The 15,364-nt window shown below is 43.6% G+C and carries 24 protein-coding genes; 2 read left to right on the top strand and 22 right to left on the bottom strand.

Translation table 11 applies throughout. From position 1 onward, the window contains the following. Positions 1-161: 161 nt before the first annotated feature. The 20 genes from rpsQ to fkpA form a co-directional block, all read right to left on the bottom strand. Complete coding sequence (gene rpsQ, locus CTN01_RS11440) at positions 162-416, bottom strand: 30S ribosomal protein S17 (protein WP_005370996.1); 255 nt, start codon at positions 414-416, stop codon at positions 162-164. Continuing rightward, positions 416-607, bottom strand: coding sequence for a 50S ribosomal protein L29 (gene rpmC / locus CTN01_RS11435; RefSeq protein WP_005370998.1), 192 nt, complete (start codon positions 605-607; stop codon positions 416-418). Before rpmC ends, rpsQ begins: the two co-directional genes overlap by 1 nt. Beyond that, positions 607-1,017 (bottom strand): 50S ribosomal protein L16, encoded by a 411-nt coding sequence (gene rplP, locus CTN01_RS11430; RefSeq protein WP_005371000.1) that lies wholly within the window; start codon positions 1,015-1,017, stop codon positions 607-609. Before rplP ends, rpmC begins: the two co-directional genes overlap by 1 nt. An 11-nt stretch (positions 1,018-1,028) precedes the next feature. Next, positions 1,029-1,718 (bottom strand): 30S ribosomal protein S3, encoded by a 690-nt coding sequence (gene rpsC / locus CTN01_RS11425; RefSeq protein ID WP_005371002.1) that lies wholly within the window; start codon positions 1,716-1,718, stop codon positions 1,029-1,031. A 19-nt stretch (positions 1,719-1,737) separates the two neighbouring features. Next, on the bottom strand, positions 1,738-2,070 hold the full coding sequence (rplV, locus tag CTN01_RS11420; RefSeq protein WP_005302797.1) for a 50S ribosomal protein L22: 333 nt from the start codon (positions 2,068-2,070) through the stop codon (positions 1,738-1,740). Between the two features lie 10 nt (positions 2,071-2,080). After that, positions 2,081-2,359: a 30S ribosomal protein S19 gene (gene rpsS, locus CTN01_RS11415; protein WP_005302795.1), complete on the bottom strand. Its 279-nt coding sequence runs from the start codon at positions 2,357-2,359 to the stop codon at positions 2,081-2,083. Between the two features lie 18 nt (positions 2,360-2,377). Continuing rightward, positions 2,378-3,202 (bottom strand): 50S ribosomal protein L2, encoded by an 825-nt coding sequence (gene rplB, locus CTN01_RS11410; protein WP_045084936.1) that lies wholly within the window; start codon positions 3,200-3,202, stop codon positions 2,378-2,380. A gap of 18 nt (positions 3,203-3,220) precedes the next feature. Beyond that, entirely contained in the window at positions 3,221-3,523 is a 303-nt protein-coding gene (rplW, locus tag CTN01_RS11405) for a 50S ribosomal protein L23 (RefSeq protein WP_005370910.1), read from the bottom strand. Further along, on the bottom strand, positions 3,520-4,122 hold the full coding sequence (gene rplD, locus CTN01_RS11400; protein ID WP_005370911.1) for a 50S ribosomal protein L4: 603 nt from the start codon (positions 4,120-4,122) through the stop codon (positions 3,520-3,522). The genes rplW and rplD overlap by 4 nt, the downstream gene beginning before the upstream one ends. Positions 4,123-4,138: 16 nt before the next feature. Further along, complete coding sequence (rplC, locus tag CTN01_RS11395) at positions 4,139-4,768, bottom strand: 50S ribosomal protein L3 (protein ID WP_005370913.1); 630 nt, start codon at positions 4,766-4,768, stop codon at positions 4,139-4,141. 14 nt (positions 4,769-4,782) lie between these two features. Beyond that, positions 4,783-5,094 (bottom strand): 30S ribosomal protein S10, encoded by a 312-nt coding sequence (gene rpsJ, locus CTN01_RS11390; RefSeq protein ID WP_002541412.1) that lies wholly within the window; start codon positions 5,092-5,094, stop codon positions 4,783-4,785. 518 nt (positions 5,095-5,612) lie between these two features. After that, positions 5,613-6,797: an elongation factor Tu gene (tuf, locus tag CTN01_RS11385; protein WP_045184670.1), complete on the bottom strand. Its 1,185-nt coding sequence runs from the start codon at positions 6,795-6,797 to the stop codon at positions 5,613-5,615. 100 nt (positions 6,798-6,897) lie between these two features. After that, a complete protein-coding gene (gene fusA, locus CTN01_RS11380; RefSeq protein WP_005371759.1) occupies positions 6,898-9,003 on the bottom strand; it encodes an elongation factor G in 2,106 nt (701 codons plus the stop codon). 89 nt (positions 9,004-9,092) lie between these two features. Continuing rightward, on the bottom strand, positions 9,093-9,563 hold the full coding sequence (rpsG, locus tag CTN01_RS11375; RefSeq protein ID WP_005371760.1) for a 30S ribosomal protein S7: 471 nt from the start codon (positions 9,561-9,563) through the stop codon (positions 9,093-9,095). A 95-nt stretch (positions 9,564-9,658) separates the two neighbouring features. Further along, on the bottom strand, positions 9,659-10,033 hold the full coding sequence (gene rpsL, locus CTN01_RS11370) for a 30S ribosomal protein S12 (RefSeq protein WP_004399892.1): 375 nt from the start codon (positions 10,031-10,033) through the stop codon (positions 9,659-9,661). Between the two features lie 176 nt (positions 10,034-10,209). Further along, the gene (gene tusB / locus CTN01_RS11365) at positions 10,210-10,503 is read right to left on the bottom strand and encodes a sulfurtransferase complex subunit TusB (protein WP_045149926.1); all 294 of its coding nucleotides are present in this window, start codon (positions 10,501-10,503) and stop codon (positions 10,210-10,212) included. A 7-nt stretch (positions 10,504-10,510) separates the two neighbouring features. Beyond that, a complete protein-coding gene (gene tusC, locus CTN01_RS11360) occupies positions 10,511-10,867 on the bottom strand; it encodes a sulfurtransferase complex subunit TusC (protein ID WP_045149925.1) in 357 nt (118 codons plus the stop codon). 10 nt (positions 10,868-10,877) lie between these two features. Continuing rightward, a complete protein-coding gene (gene tusD / locus CTN01_RS11355) occupies positions 10,878-11,270 on the bottom strand; it encodes a sulfurtransferase complex subunit TusD (RefSeq protein WP_045149924.1) in 393 nt (130 codons plus the stop codon). Continuing rightward, positions 11,267-11,989: a helix-turn-helix transcriptional regulator gene (locus CTN01_RS11350; RefSeq protein WP_005371773.1), complete on the bottom strand. Its 723-nt coding sequence runs from the start codon at positions 11,987-11,989 to the stop codon at positions 11,267-11,269. The genes tusD and CTN01_RS11350 overlap by 4 nt, the downstream gene beginning before the upstream one ends. 184 nt (positions 11,990-12,173) lie before the next feature. After that, a complete protein-coding gene (gene fkpA, locus CTN01_RS11345; protein ID WP_045149923.1) occupies positions 12,174-13,028 on the bottom strand; it encodes an FKBP-type peptidyl-prolyl cis-trans isomerase in 855 nt (284 codons plus the stop codon). A gap of 191 nt (positions 13,029-13,219) precedes the next feature. On the opposite strand from fkpA, the gene CTN01_RS11340 reads away from it, so the two are divergent. Continuing rightward, positions 13,220-14,197, top strand: a complete 978-nt coding sequence (locus CTN01_RS11340) for a WD40 repeat domain-containing protein (protein ID WP_045149922.1) — start codon at positions 13,220-13,222, stop codon at positions 14,195-14,197. A gap of 8 nt (positions 14,198-14,205) precedes the next feature. After that, complete coding sequence (locus CTN01_RS11335; protein ID WP_005371779.1) at positions 14,206-14,427, top strand: SlyX family protein; 222 nt, start codon at positions 14,206-14,208, stop codon at positions 14,425-14,427. A 73-nt stretch (positions 14,428-14,500) separates the two neighbouring features. Here CTN01_RS11335 and slyD read toward each other — a convergent pair whose 3' ends face one another. Both slyD and CTN01_RS11325 read right to left on the bottom strand, forming a co-directional pair. Beyond that, positions 14,501-15,064, bottom strand: coding sequence for a peptidylprolyl isomerase (gene slyD / locus CTN01_RS11330; RefSeq protein WP_005371781.1), 564 nt, complete (start codon positions 15,062-15,064; stop codon positions 14,501-14,503). An 83-nt stretch (positions 15,065-15,147) separates the two neighbouring features. Next, complete coding sequence (locus tag CTN01_RS11325; protein WP_005371784.1) at positions 15,148-15,357, bottom strand: YheV family putative zinc ribbon protein; 210 nt, start codon at positions 15,355-15,357, stop codon at positions 15,148-15,150. Between the last annotated feature and the right edge of the window lie 7 nt (positions 15,358-15,364).

Below are 15,364 nucleotides of genomic sequence, written 5' to 3'. Positions count from 1 at the left end.
TGCTCCGCTAATTTTTTAAACATCTAGACCCAAAACGAGTCGATATGCCTTTTCTTCAAAGGCGGCGAATGATAACACCATTTTCGCTCGATGGGTAGATAAAAAATGAACGGCCCCAAAATTTTTAGGGCCGCTAACTTAAATAGCTGAAAAGTCAGTAATTAGATACGTGCTTTTTCAACTACTCGTACCAGTGTCCAAGACTTAGTCTTTGACATTGGACGACATTCACGAACTTCAACAGTATCGCCTAGGCCACACTCGTTGTTTTCGTCATGTGCATGAAGCTTAGTCGTGCGTGTGATGTACTTACCGTAGATCGGGTGCTTCACTTTACGCTCGATAGCAACAACAATAGACTTATCGCCTTTGTCGCTAACTACGCGACCAAGCTGAGTACGAATTTTCTCGCTCATTATGCGCTAGCCTTCTCAGTCAGAACGGTTTTAACACGTGCGATATCACGACGTACAGTTTTTAGATTGTGAGTCTGCTGTAGTTGACCAGTAGCAGCTTGCATGCGCAAGTTAAACTGTTCACGTAGCAAATTCACAAGCTCTGCATTCAGCTCTTCAACGCTTTTAGCGCGTAGATCTTGTGCATTCATCACATCACCGCCTTAATTACGAAAGTGGTTTTGATTGGTAGCTTACGTGCAGCAAGGTTAAATGCTTCACGTGCTAGTGATTCAGAAACACCGTTCATTTCGTATAGAACTTTACCTGGTTGAACTTGAGCAACCCAGTAAGCCACACTACCCTTACCTTTACCTTGACGAACTTCAAGAGGCTTAGATGTGATTGGTTTGTCTGGGAATACACGAATCCAGATTTGGCCCTGACGTTTGATATGACGAGTCATAGCACGACGTGCAGCTTCGATTTGACGAGCAGTTAGTCGACCACGACCAACAGCTTTAAGACCAAATTGACCAAAGCTTACTTCAGTACCGTTCGCTAGACCGCGGTTACGGCCTTTAAAGGCCTTGCGGAATTTAGTGCGTTTTGGTTGCAGCATCAATAAACTCCTTATTTACGGCTTTTGCGCTGCTTCTTAGGCTTCTCAGCCTTTGGCTCTTCAACCGGCATGCCGCCTAGAACTTCACCTTTGAAGATCCAAACTTTAACGCCGATAACACCGTATTGGGTGTGAGCCGAAGAAGTTGCGTAATCAATGTCAGCACGAAGAGTGTGTAGAGGCACACGGCCTTCACGGTACCACTCAGTACGTGCGATTTCAGCGCCGCCTAGACGACCACTTACTTCAACTTTGATACCTTTAGCGCCAAGACGCATAGCGTTCTGAACTGCACGCTTCATAGCGCGACGGAACATAACACGACGCTCTAGCTGAGACGAGATGCTGTCTGCTACTAGTTGACCGTCTAGTTCTGGCTTACGTACTTCAGCGATGTTGATCTGAGCTGGAACGCCCGCGATCTTCGCAACTGCTGCACGTAGTTTCTCTACGTCTTCACCTTTCTTACCGATTACTACGCCTGGACGAGCAGTGTGAATAGTCACACGGATGCTCTTAGCAGGACGCTCGATAACGATGCGTGATAGAGATGCTTTTGCTAGTTCCTTAGTAAGGAACTGGCGTACCTTGAAATCGCCGTCTAGGTTGTCAGCGAACTCTTGGCTGTTAGCAAACCAAGTGGTATTCCAAGGCTTAACGATGCCTAAACGAATACCATTAGGATGTACTTTCTGACCCATTGCTTTCTCTCCTAGTCTCTTAGCGGTCTGCTACAACAACAGTGATGTGGCTAGAACGCTTCAAGATGCGATCGGCACGGCCTTTAGCACGAGGCATAATACGCTTCATGGTAGGACCTTCGTCAACGAAGATTTTAGCAACATTAAGATCATCAATGTCTGCGCCTTCGTTGTGTTCTGCGTTAGCGATAGCTGACTCTAAAACTTTCTTAATTAAATCAGCAGCTTTTTTGTTGCTGAAGTTAAGAATTTCTAGAGCTTGAGCAACTGGCTTACCGCGCAGTTGATCTGCAACCAAACGAGCTTTTTGCGGCGAAATGCGAGCAAAGCGATGTTTAGCGATAGCTTCCATTACCTACTCCTTAGCGCTTTTTAGCTTTCTTATCCGCAGCATGGCCACGGTAAGTACGTGTTGGTGCAAATTCGCCTAGCTTGTGACCGATCATTTCTTCAGAAACGAAAACAGGTACGTGCTGACGACCATTATGGACAGCGATGGTCAAACCGATCATCTGAGGGATGATCATTGAGCGACGGGACCAAGTCTTAACAGGCTTTTTGTCACCGCTTTCCAACGCTTTCTCTACCTTCTTCAGCAAGTGTAGGTCAATAAATGGACCTTTCTTGAGAGAACGTGGCATGGCGTATCCTCTTTATAATTACTTATTACGACGACGTACGATGTACTTGTCGGTACGCTTGTTCTTACGAGTCTTGTAACCCTTAGTTGGAACACCCCAAGGTGTTACTGGGTGACGACCGCCTGATGTACGACCTTCACCACCACCGTGTGGGTGATCAACTGGGTTCATTACAACACCACGTACAGTTGGACGAACACCGCGCCAACGTGAAGCACCAGCTTTACCTAGCTCACGTAGCATGTGTTCTGCATTACCAACTTCACCTAGAGTCGCACGACCTTCAGCAAGAACTTTACGCATCTCACCAGAACGTAGACGTAGAGTCACATAAGTGCCTGCACGTGCAATGATCTGAGCGTATGCACCAGCTGAACGAGCCAGCTGAGCACCTTTACCAGGCTTAAGTTCAACACAGTGTACTGTTGAACCTACTGGGATGTTGCGCATTGGTAAAGTGTTACCAACTTTAATAGCAGCATCTTGACCAGACTGGATAACATCACCAGCTTGTAGACCTTTAGGTGCGATAATGTAGCGGCGCTCACCGTCTGCGTACAGAACTAGAGCAATGTTTGCGCTACGGTTTGGATCGTATTCTAGGCGCTCAACTTTCGCTGGGATGCCATCTTTAGTACGTTTGAAGTCGATTAGACGGTAATGTTGCTTATTACCACCACCGATGTGACGTACTGTGATACGACCGTTATTGTTACGACCACCAGTCTTAGAGTTTTTCTCTAGTAGTGGTGCGTACGGCTTACCCTTATGCAGGTCAGAGTTAACCACTTTAACTACGTGGCGACGACCTGGGGAAGTCGGCTTACATTTTACAATAGCCATTCTTCTTTGCTCCTAGCCTTACTCTGCACTACCAGCGAAGTCGATGTCTTGACCTTCTTTCAAGATAACGTACGCTTTCTTCACGTCTGAACGACGGCCTTGGCGCATACCTTGACGTTTGGTCTTACCCTTAGTGATAAGAGTATTTACAGACTTAACTTCAACCTCGAACAGTTTCTCAACTGCTGCTTTGATCTCTTTCTTAGTTGCTGTCAATGCTACTTTGAAAACGATAGTGTTAGCGTTTTCTGCAGCCATTGATGCTTTTTCAGAGATGTGCGGAGCACGTAGAACTTTTAAAATACGCTCTTCAGTGATCATGCTAGCATCTCCTCAACTGCTTTAACTGCTGCTGCAGTCATAACAACTTTATCGAAAGCGATTAAGCTAACTGGATCGATTGCCTTCGCATCACGTACGTCTACTTTGTATAGGTTACGTGCTGCTAGGAATAGATTTTCTTCTAGCTCACCAGTTACGATTAGTGCATCAGTTAGCTCAAGCTCTTTAAGCTTAGCTACTAGTGCTTTTGTCTTTGGTGCTTCTAGAGCAAAGTTATCAACAACGATTAGACGCTCTTGACGAACTAGCTCAGAAAGAATGCTCTTCATAGCACCGCGGTACATTTTCTTGTTTACTTTTTGGCTGTGATCCTGAGGACGAGCAGCGAAAGTAACACCACCAGAACGCCATAGCGGACTGCGGATTGTACCTGCACGAGCGCGACCAGTACCCTTCTGGCGCCATGGCTTAGCGCCACCACCAGAAACGTCTGAACGAGTCTTCTGAGCACGTGTACCCTGACGAGCACCTGCTGCAAAAGCAACAACTACTTGGTGTACAAGCGCTTCATTGAAATCACGCCCAAAAGTAGTTTCGGAGACAGTTAGCGCGTCAGCGCCTTTGACTACCAATTCCATTACTAACTCCTCGACGTTACGCTTTAACAGCTGGTTTAACGATCACGTTGCCGCCTGTTGAGCCCGGTACTGCACCTTTAATAAGAAGCAGATTGCGCTCAGCGTCAACACGTACGATCTCTAGGTTTTGAGTCGTTACACGCTCAGCACCCATGTGACCAGCCATTTTCTTGCCTTTAAATACGCGACCTGGAGTTTGACATTGGCCAATTGAACCCGGAGCACGGTGAGACAAGGAGTTACCATGGGTCATATCTTGAGTACGGAAGTTCCAGCGCTTAACAGCACCTTGGAAACCCTTACCTTTAGATGTACCAGTAACGTCTACTTTTTTAATATCGTTGAATAGTTCAACATTTAGCTCAGCGCCAACTGCAAACTCTTCACTGTTTTCTAGACGGAATTCCCAAAGACCGCGACCAGCTTCAACACCTGCTTTCGCAAAGTGACCTGCTTCTGGCTTAGATACGCGGCTAGCTTTCTTAGTTCCAGCTGTTACTTGAATAGCGTTGTAACCGTCAGTTTCTACAGATTTAACCTGAGTAACGCGGTTGTTTTCAACTTCAACAACAGTAACTGGAATAGAAATGCCATCTTCGGTAAAGATGCGGGTCATGCCCACTTTACGACCGATTAGACCAATCATTCTCTTATCTCCCCTTAACCTAGGCTGATCTGTACGTCAACGCCAGCAGCTAGATCTAGACGCATAAGAGCATCAACAGTTTTGTCTGTAGGCTCAACGATGTCGATAAGGCGCTTGTGAGTACGGATTTCGTACTGATCACGTGCGTCCTTATTAACGTGAGGAGAAATAAGAACAGTGAAGCGCTCTTTGCGAGTAGGAAGAGGGATTGGACCCTTAACCTGTGCGCCAGTACGCTTAGCTGTTTCAACGATTTCCGCAGTTGACTGATCGATCAAACGGTGATCGAACGCCTTTAAGCGGATACGAATACGTTGGTTCTGCATTAGACAGAGCTCCAAATAAAAATTACACAAACAATATCGCCACTCACGCTCGTTAAGACGAGGGAATGTCGATTGATTTATGTGAACGTAGCATCCCTATCGGATGCATTGTCAGTCAATTTAATGACTGCGAACATAAGTCAGAGTGTTCATTATGAAATAAACCCGGCATAGCCTGCAGTTAATTTCTCCTCAATGCTTATTGGTTCACAACTGCGCTTACGAGACTAACTCTCGGGCAGTGCGGAGCATTATACAGATTACACTTTTGAAAACAAGCTTTGTTTGATTATTAAACACAAATAATTATCGAGTCACTTATTTTCAATAACTTAATCTAATACTTATATATCAAATTCGCTTTGTTAACCGAATAAAGTCCACTTCGTGCCATAAAATACAGTCACATTTTCGCGTATCCAAGCATCTAGAATACAGACAAGAAAACGTTAGTGATTTATTGGCAATAAAAAAGGGAGCCGAAGCTCCCTTTTTCTGTACGTAAGTACTAGATGTTATTAAGCAAGGATAGTTGCAACAACACCAGCACCAACTGTACGGCCACCTTCACGGATAGCAAAACGTAGACCTTCGTCCATCGCGATAGGTGCGATCAGAGTAACAGTCATAGCGATGTTATCACCAGGCATTACCATTTCTACGCCTTCTGGTAGCTCGATAGTACCAGTTACGTCAGTTGTACGGAAGTAGAACTGTGGACGGTAACCTTTGAAGAAAGGAGTGTGACGACCACCTTCATCTTTAGAAAGAACATAGATTTCTGAAGTGAAAGTTGTGTGTGGAGTGATTGAACCAGGCTTAGCTAGTACTTGACCACGTTGAACTTCGTCACGCTTAGTACCACGTAGAAGAACACCAACGTTCTCACCTGCACGGCCTTCGTCAAGAAGCTTACGGAACATCTCAACACCAGTACAAGTAGTCTTGATAGTATCTACGATACCAACGATTTCTACTTCGTCACCTACAGTGATGATACCTTGCTCAACACGACCAGTTACAACAGTACCACGGCCTTGGATTGAGAATACATCTTCGATTGGAAGAATGAATGGTAGATCGATTGCACGCTCTGGCTCAGGAATGTATGAATCTAGCGCTTCTGCTAGTTCAACAATCTTGTCTTCCCACTCTTTCTCGCCGTTTAGAGCGCCTAGAGCAGAACCCATGATTACTGGGCAATCATCACCTGGGAAGTCGTACTCAGAAAGAAGTTCACGAACTTCCATCTCAACTAGCTCAAGTAGTTCTTCATCATCAACCATGTCACACTTGTTCATGAATACGATGATGTAAGGGATACCAACCTGGCGACCAAGTAGGATGTGCTCACGTGTTTGTGGCATTGGGCCGTCAGTTGCAGCAACAACTAGGATACCGCCGTCCATTTGAGCAGCACCAGTGATCATGTTTTTAACGTAATCGGCGTGTCCAGGACAGTCAACGTGTGCGTAGTGACGAGTTGGAGTATCGTACTCAACGTGAGAAGTTGAGATTGTGATACCACGCTCGCGCTCTTCAGGAGCGTTATCGATAGATGCGAAGTCTTTAGCAACACCACCGTACACTTTTGCAAGTGTAGTACAGATAGCAGCAGTTAGAGTTGTTTTACCGTGGTCAACGTGACCGATAGTACCAACGTTTACGTGCGGTTTTACGCGTTCAAATTTTTCTTTAGACACAATTGTGTTCCTTCCTAGTTAAGATACGCCCCCTACTAGGTCGGGGACGGCTCTGAAGTTTGTATTTTATGCGTCAATAGCGATAGACGCAATAATGAAATTAGTTACGTTCTGCAATAATTTTGTCAGTAACATTCTTTGGCATTTCAGCGTACTCGCTAAATTCCATAGAATAAGACGCACGGCCTTGTGTTGCTGAGCGCAAATCAGTTGCATAGCCAAACATTGCAGATAATGGAACTTGTGCACGAATAATTTTAATACCCGCGTTGCCTTCGTCCATACCTTCGATCATGCCGCGACGACGGTTAAGATCGCCAACAACATCACCCATCCAATCTTCCGGCGTGGTAATTTCAACTTTCATCATAGGCTCAAGCAATACAGGGGTTGCTTGTAGCGCACCTTGTCTTAATGCCATTGAACCTGCGATTTTAAATGCAATATCGTTAGAATCAGTTTCGTGGAATGAACCGTCGAACAGAGTTGCTTTAACATCAACCATTGGGTAGCCAGCAAGCACACCACTCTTCATTTGTTCTTCGATACCAGTCGCAGCCGCCGTGATATACTCTTTCGGCACGCTACCATTCACGATTTCATCTACGAATACGAAACCTTCACCAGGCTCTGTTGGTTCTAATCGTAAGCAAACGTGACCATATTGATTACGCCCACCCGTTTCACCAGCTTGGCGAATGAATTTACCTTCGACTTCCGTTGTACCACGAATACTTTCACGGTAAGCAACTTGTGGATTACCCACATTACAGTCAACGCTAAATTCACGTTTCATTCGATCAACAATGATATCAAGGTGAAGTTCACCCATACCAGAAATTAATGTCTGGCCAGATTCATTATCAATTTCTACTCGGAAAGATGGATCTTCCATCGCTAATTTTTCTAGCGCGATTGCCATCTTATCCTGATCGGCTGTTGAACGGGGCTCAACAACGATCTGAATTACTGGTTCAGGGAAATCCATGCGCTCAAGAATCACTTTATGATTTTGATCACACAGGGTGTCACCTGTTGTCGCAAATTTGAGGCCAATAGCGGCAGCGATATCGCCAGCACGCACTTCTTTGACCTCTTCACGCTTATTCGCATGCATTTGAACAATGCGACCTAAACGTTCACGTTTCTCTTTAATGCTGTTAAAGACAGTATCACCTGAATTTACAACACCAGAATAAACACGCATGAAAGTTAACGTACCTACAAACGGGTCTGTTGCAATTTTGAACGCTAGCGCTGCAAAAGGTTCGTTGTCATCTGAATGACGTTCAACAGGATTACCGTTTTCATCTTCACCAGTAATAGCTTTTACTTCTGTTGGTGAAGGAAGGAAATCAACAACCGCATCAAGTACTGCCTGAACACCTTTGTTCTTGAATGCAGAACCACAAGTCGCGAGTACGATTTCGTTGCTGAGTGTACGTTGACGAAGACCAGCTTTAATTTCAGCTTCCGTCAGTTCGCCTTCTTCAAGGTATTTATCCATTAGCTCGTCATTCGCTTCAGCGGCAGACTCAACTAAATTCATACGCCATTCTTCTGCTTCTTCTAATAAATCAGCAGGAATGTCTTCATAGGTAAAACTAGTCCCTTGATCAGCTTCTGACCAGTTAATGGCCTTCATTTTGATCAGGTCAATTACACCTTTAAATTCATCTTCAGCACCAATATTCAATTGAATAGGTACTGGGTTTGCGCCAAGACGGGTTTTGATTTGCTCGATAACACGAAGGAAATCGGCACCAGTACGGTCCATCTTATTAACGAAAACCATGCGTGGTACTTCGTATCTATCAGCTTGACGCCATACAGTCTCTGACTGAGGCTCTACACCTGAAGAACCACAGAACACAACAACAGCACCATCTAATACACGTAATGAACGTTCAACTTCAATGGTGAAGTCTACGTGTCCAGGAGTATCAATGATATTGATTCGGTGCTCGTCGAACTGCTTGTCCATACCGCGCCAAAAGGTGGTTGTTGCAGCAGAGGTGATCGTGATGCCACGTTCTTGCTCCTGCTCCATCCAATCCATAGTAGCAGCGCCGTCGTGTACTTCACCAATCTTGTGAGATAGGCCTGTATAAAACAGGATGCGCTCGGTCGTTGTTGTTTTACCGGCGTCAACGTGAGCACAGATACCAATATTACGGTAGCGCTCGATAGGCGTTTTGCGTGCCACAGTTGTATCCTCTTACTAAGGTGAACCTTAGAATATGGTTTAGGCACAGCAGGAAAACCTGCCGTGCCCAAGCGGTATTACCAGCTATATTACCAGCGGTAATGTGCGAACGCTTTGTTCGCATCTGCCATACGGTGAACGTCTTCACGTTTCTTAACAGCAGAACCTTTGTTGTCAGCCGCATCAAGCATTTCGCCTGCTAGACGCTGAGCCATAGATTTTTCACCACGCTTACGCGCAGCTTCAACTAACCAACGCATAGCTAGTGCATTACGACGTACTGGACGTACTTCTACAGGCACCTGGTAAGTTGAACCACCCACACGGCGAGATTTAACTTCTACCGCTGGACGTACATTTTCAAGAGCTTTTTCGAATACAGCTAGGTGTTCTTCACCAGAACGCTCAGCCATAGTTTCTAGTGCAGAGTAAACAATTTTTTCTGCAGTAGATTTTTTACCGTCAACCATAAGGATGTTAACGAATTTTGCCAGCAATTCTGATTTGAATTTAGGATCTGGAAGGATCTTACGCTGACCGATTACGCGACGACGTGGCATGGATTATCTCCGTTGTCTTCTTCAGGTTATCCAAAACTTTTCAGTTTCTTCAAAATTAAATAATTTTAGTGTTTGGCCTTACTTAACGGAATCCATTAAGACTTAGGACGCTTCACACCGTACTTAGAACGACCTTGTTTACGGTCATTAACGCCTGCACAGTCAAGTGCACCACGAACAGTGTGGTAACGAACACCCGGTAAGTCTTTAACACGACCACCGCGGATAAGAACAACTGAGTGCTCCTGAAGGTTGTGACCTTCACCGCCGATGTATGATGTTACTTCGAAACCGTTTGTTAGACGAACACGACATACTTTACGTAATGCTGAGTTCGGTTTTTTAGGTGTAGTAGTGTAAACACGAGTACATACACCACGTTTCTGTGGGCACGCTTCTAGTGCTGGCACGTTGCTTTTTACAACTTGCTTAGCACGTGGCTTACGTACCAACTGGTTAATAGTTGCCATTAAATAGCTCCTGAATATTACTTTCGTAAGGTGAAAAATCTGCCTCCCAACAACAGGAGGACGCGAAATTTTAGGCATCGCACCCTAGGGTGTCAAGATCTAACCAACGATCAATCAAATGATCATTTCTTAAACAATCCGTTTTTTCTCACTTTTAAGGCTTACATCATACTTATTTAAGCCCATTTCATATGCTGCTTATGCTTAACAGTTAACGAAACAAAGCCTTTGTAATCAATAACATTAAGACTCTCATCACATTTACTTTGCAACCCACGTGCAATGAGATCAGCCTCAAGTAAATAAATTTTTACGCCAATATTTTTTATTACATTTAAATAATTATTTTTTGCTAAACCGGCGATCACAGCGTCTTCTAACAGCAATATTTCATCACCAGCAGCAACATATGCTAAACATTGGGCCAGAGATTGGCTTTGATAAGGTGAGCGAGTAACGGTATGAAGCATTACGACCTCAAAATGTAAGAAGTTGTCGACATTGATGCATTTTTTCTATCAATTGTGCTTGTTCACAAACAATCACATCGATGATCAAATCATCTGTTGTTAGTCCACGCGCACGGAGTGATTCCGTATTCACATAAATATTTTCAACATCATAAAGTTCAAGCATTTTAAATGTCGCAATATAATCTCGACTTAAAATTGCTTTTGGCTGCTGCTGTTTTAATAACTGAAATACGCCATCATCAATAAAATACAGTGACAACTCTTCAGTATAAGCTGAACTTGCCAATACAGCATCTAGCCCTTCTCGCCCACTATTGTTGCCATGTGGTGAAGTTCTAAAGATAAAGCCCAGTGAATTCATATCTATACCACTAAAATTGTATGACGCGATCTACAGTTAACATGACTTCAGCAAGACCACCAAGCCCTGCCTGTTCAAAGCCATCTGCAAGATTGACAGCAGATAATTGATTTTGCTCTGCTTCTTGTTCACTGACAATACCGCGACGCAATGCGGCTGCAACACAGGTTTGCAATTCAACATTATGCGTTTTAGCTAATTCTTGCCATGCCGCCACAAGATCAAATTCATCGGATGCTGGTGCCGTTAATGCAGATCCATTTAACACTCCATCTTGATAAAAGAACACGCGTTGTAATACATGCCCTTCTTCAATTAATGCACTTGCAAATTGATAAGCTGAACGCGATGTTTGGTTTCCGTATGCAGGACCATTGACTACGATAGCGTAAGTTAAACTCACTTCTCACCATCCTCAGTCTTTCGCTGGCGGATATACAAATACACGGTGTGTTTGGATATATTTAAACGATCTGCAACACGATTAATCGCATCCTTAATATCGAAAATCCCCTTATCAAACAACTCCATCACGATTTGGCGATTTTTGGCGTTATTTGATACGTTCTTATCGGCATTAATTTCTTCGATAGTACGTTCAACTGTTTGATCTACGAGCTCATCAACATCGCTGGCAAAGTTAACCGTTGATGCCGCTTGTTTTGCTTCATCAGTAGGCATAAACGACTGCAGTATTTGAGAGAAAGGAGCATCTAAATTAACGTTTATACACAGCAAGCCAATGATATTATTTTCACCGTTACGAATGGCAATCGTGATTGACTTCATTAAGTCACCACCTTTTGCACGGGTGAAATAAGCACGAGAGAAATTGCGTTCTGATCCTTCAATATCACGTAGCATGCGTAGTGCAAGATCGGTGATTGGCGAGCCAACTTTACGGCCGGTATTTTCTCCGTTAGCAATTTTAATCGCGGAGGTGTTGAGATCGGCTAATGAATGGAGCACGATTTCACAAAAGGGACCAATTAACGCTGCTAAACCATCAACAACGGCTTCATAAGAGCGAAGAATAATATAATCATGCTCAGAGAAGATTCGGCTATCGACGATATCACTGTCGACCATCACCTCTGAACCAAAGTTATCAGTTGAAACCACTTTTCAATCTTCCATACTGCAATCAATACTATCAATACGACTTATATATTCAGCTTATGTATTAAATAGAATCAATAAAATTTAAAATATTGCTAGTAAGTTTATCAGATAATTAAAAAGAAAAGACCCGACATAAGTCGGGTCTTGATATTTATCAGCATATTTATTGGTAAATATTGCTCAATTATTGTGTTTTTGTCTCTGTAGCTGCTGGTTTTTCAGCTGGTACCGCTGCAGGTTTTGCAGTTTTATCACCTTTAATACCTAGTAGCTCAACTTGGAATACCAATGTTGAGTTAGCAGGAATGCTTGGGTTTGCTTGAGCGCCGTAAGCAAGTTGTGGCGGAATAACAAACTCAAACTTTGAACCTACAGGCATTAACTGAACACCTTCAGTCCAACCAGGGATTACTTGATTTAGAGGGAAAGTTGCAGGTTGATTACGCTGGTAAGAACTGTCAAATACGGTACCGTCAGTTAGCATGCCTTTGTAATGAACTTCAACTGTATCGGTTGCTGTTGGTTTTGGACCTGTACCTTCTTTTTCAATCTTGTACATTAGGCCGGTTTTAGTTGTTACCACACCCGCTTCTTTCGAGAACTTAGTACGGAAATCTTCACCAGCTTTTACGTTTTTCTCAGCTTCAGCTTTTGCTTTTTCTTCAACAATTTTAGCTACGCGCTGGTCAAGCTCTTGAAGCGCTTGTTGAGTTTGCTTTTCCGTTAAACGACTCTTACCCGCAAATACATCTTCAACACCTTGAAGTACGTCTTGACGGTTTAGGTCTAGACCCAGCTCTTTTTGCTGATCAAGGTTAGCAGATAGGTATTGTGCCAGTGATGCACCAATTGCATAAGCTGCTTTTTGATCTTCAGTTTTAAATTCAACTTTAGCATCAGCTGCTGGAGTCTTAGCAGCAACCTGCTCTACTTTCGCAGGCTCTGCAGGCTTATTGGTGTCTGCTTTATTATCATCCTGACAACCAACAGCGAGGAAAATTGTTGCTGCTAATACAGACATCTTTAGAACAGGTTTCATGTATTTCTCCATCAGTTAGTGAGGCAATGCCTCATTTTTTAACTGTACTTTTTAGAATGAGTATGAAAATAAAGTTATAACAATATACTACTAGCATTTGATTAAGTAACTGTAAAAAGCAAGTCAGTTCAGTTATTTAATCAGATTAATTTACTCTACTAGTTACCCTATGCAAGCGGAACAAGAGCTTAATGTATAAAACTTTTTTTTCATTTTGTTTATTTTTATCCACTTTGACCTTGAGTGGTTGTTTCTTTTCTGGCTCAGAAGTCCAACGCTGGCAATTAGCCCCACAAGGTGCAACCAGTTTTAGCCTTAGCCGAGACGGTCGTTTTGCAATAGTTAGTGCAGTCGAACAAGGTATCGCGCTATGGGACTTACATCAAAACAAAAAGTTAGCTGATTTTGGTTCTCAAGATCAACATCACAGTACTGTGGTAAGTAGCCATATTTCTGACAATAAACGTTTTGCTATCACGGCAACAGCACAAAATTTTGCTATTTGGGATCTTGGCTGGTCCCAAGCTCAAGGTTTATGGTCTATTGATGACGCTACCATTAGAGATGTCGCTATTGCCAATAATGGCGACGACATCTTATTAGCGCTAAGTAATGGTAAGGCCTTGTTTATCAATATTAGCACAGGAAGAAGACTTGAGTTTTTAGCACATAAAGAGAAAGTTAATAGTGTCGCTCTCTCTCCTAATGGTCGTTACGCTCTATCAGGCGGCAATGATCATAATGGCTATTTATGGGATACCCGAACAGGACAAATCTTGTATCGTTTCCCTCATAAAAGTCGCATTACTCGAGTCGCACTACAACGAGATGGAAAATTTGCACTGACTGCCGATGGCACCAATGACGTCTTTATTTGGGATTTAACCAACGGAAAGAAAATATCAGAGCTAGATATAACTCTTCGCCAACAAACCCTTTCCAGTGCACGTTTTTCTGACGACGGATCAATGATAGCCACCGGCACTCCCTCACGCCGAGTGGAGCTATGGCAAACATCAGATGGAAAAAATATGGGGAGTTGGAAGGCTGAACCTCAGCAAGATACTCGACCCGCTACAGCAGTGGTGTATGATGTCGCTATTAGCCCTACAGGTAACGTCATCTCTGGAGCATCATCTGGATTTGCCCAAGCCTGGTCAACCGATTGAAAACGACCATGACTGAGATTGAACAATTACAACACCGTATTGATGAACTTGAAATGAAACAAGCCTTTCAAGAGCAAACTATTGATGATCTTAATGATGCCCTTACCAAGCAACAGTTCATGATTGACCGCATGGAAGTTCAGATGAGATTTTTAGTGGGTAAAGTAAAAGGTATGCAAGCACCAAATATGGCTAGCGAGTCGGAAGAAACTCCGCCGCCACACTATTAATCGTGTTTGACTAAAAAATGAAAACAAAAAAGGAAGCCTAAGCTTCCTTTTTTATTGATATCATCAAATGATATTAGTGAGAGCAGCAACCGCCTTTCTCTTCGCCACCGCAGCAACCTTCGTCACTGTCACCGTGATCGCCACAACCGCCTTCGCCGCCACAACAACCACCACCTTGATGTAGGTGACCGTGTGCAATTTCTTCTTCAGTCGCTGCACGTACTGCTACAACTTCAACGTCAAAACCTAGAGTCTGACCAGCAAGCATGTGGTTACCGTCAACAACTACGTGATCGCCATCAACTTCAGTTACTTCAACAGGAATTGGACCTTGATCAGTATCTGCAAGGAAACGCATACCAACAGTAATTTCATCAACACCTTGGAATACGTTTGCAGGAACACGTTGAACCATTTCATCCATGTGCTCGCCGTAAGCGTCAGCAGGAGCAACAGTTACTTCGAACTTGTCGCCAGCTACATGACCTTCAAGCGCTGCTTCAAGGCCAGGAATTAGATTGTTGTGACCGTGAAGGTAATCAAGTGGAGCTTCAACTGTTGATTGATCTACAACTACACCATCTTCAGTTTTCACTTGGTAAGCTAGGCTTACTACTGTGTCTTTAGCGACTTTCATGTTTACTCCAAAATTTGAGCTTGGGGTGATAAGTTTTGCGCGACATCATACAGGATAATATGGCAATGATGCTAATACCGTATTTAGTCAGGTTTAAAAACACCTATCACTTGTTGTTTGGTCGTTGACGAAAGTTGTTCACTTTCTTGTACCGATTGCGGCACCCGTGTATCTGAATGATCACAAGCCACACATTCAACATATTCAACATCATCTTGCTGCCACCAGCGTAAAGTATCGATGGTTTGACAACTAGGGCATGCAGCCCCTGCGATAAATCGTTTTTTTATCATCCTGCTC

It is taken from the genome of Photobacterium angustum, from assembly GCF_003026365.1.
Lineage (GTDB): Bacteria > Pseudomonadota > Gammaproteobacteria > Enterobacterales > Vibrionaceae > Photobacterium > Photobacterium angustum.
The sequence above is the reverse complement of the archived record's forward strand: the minus strand, read 5'-3'. Positions and strand labels throughout refer to the sequence as shown.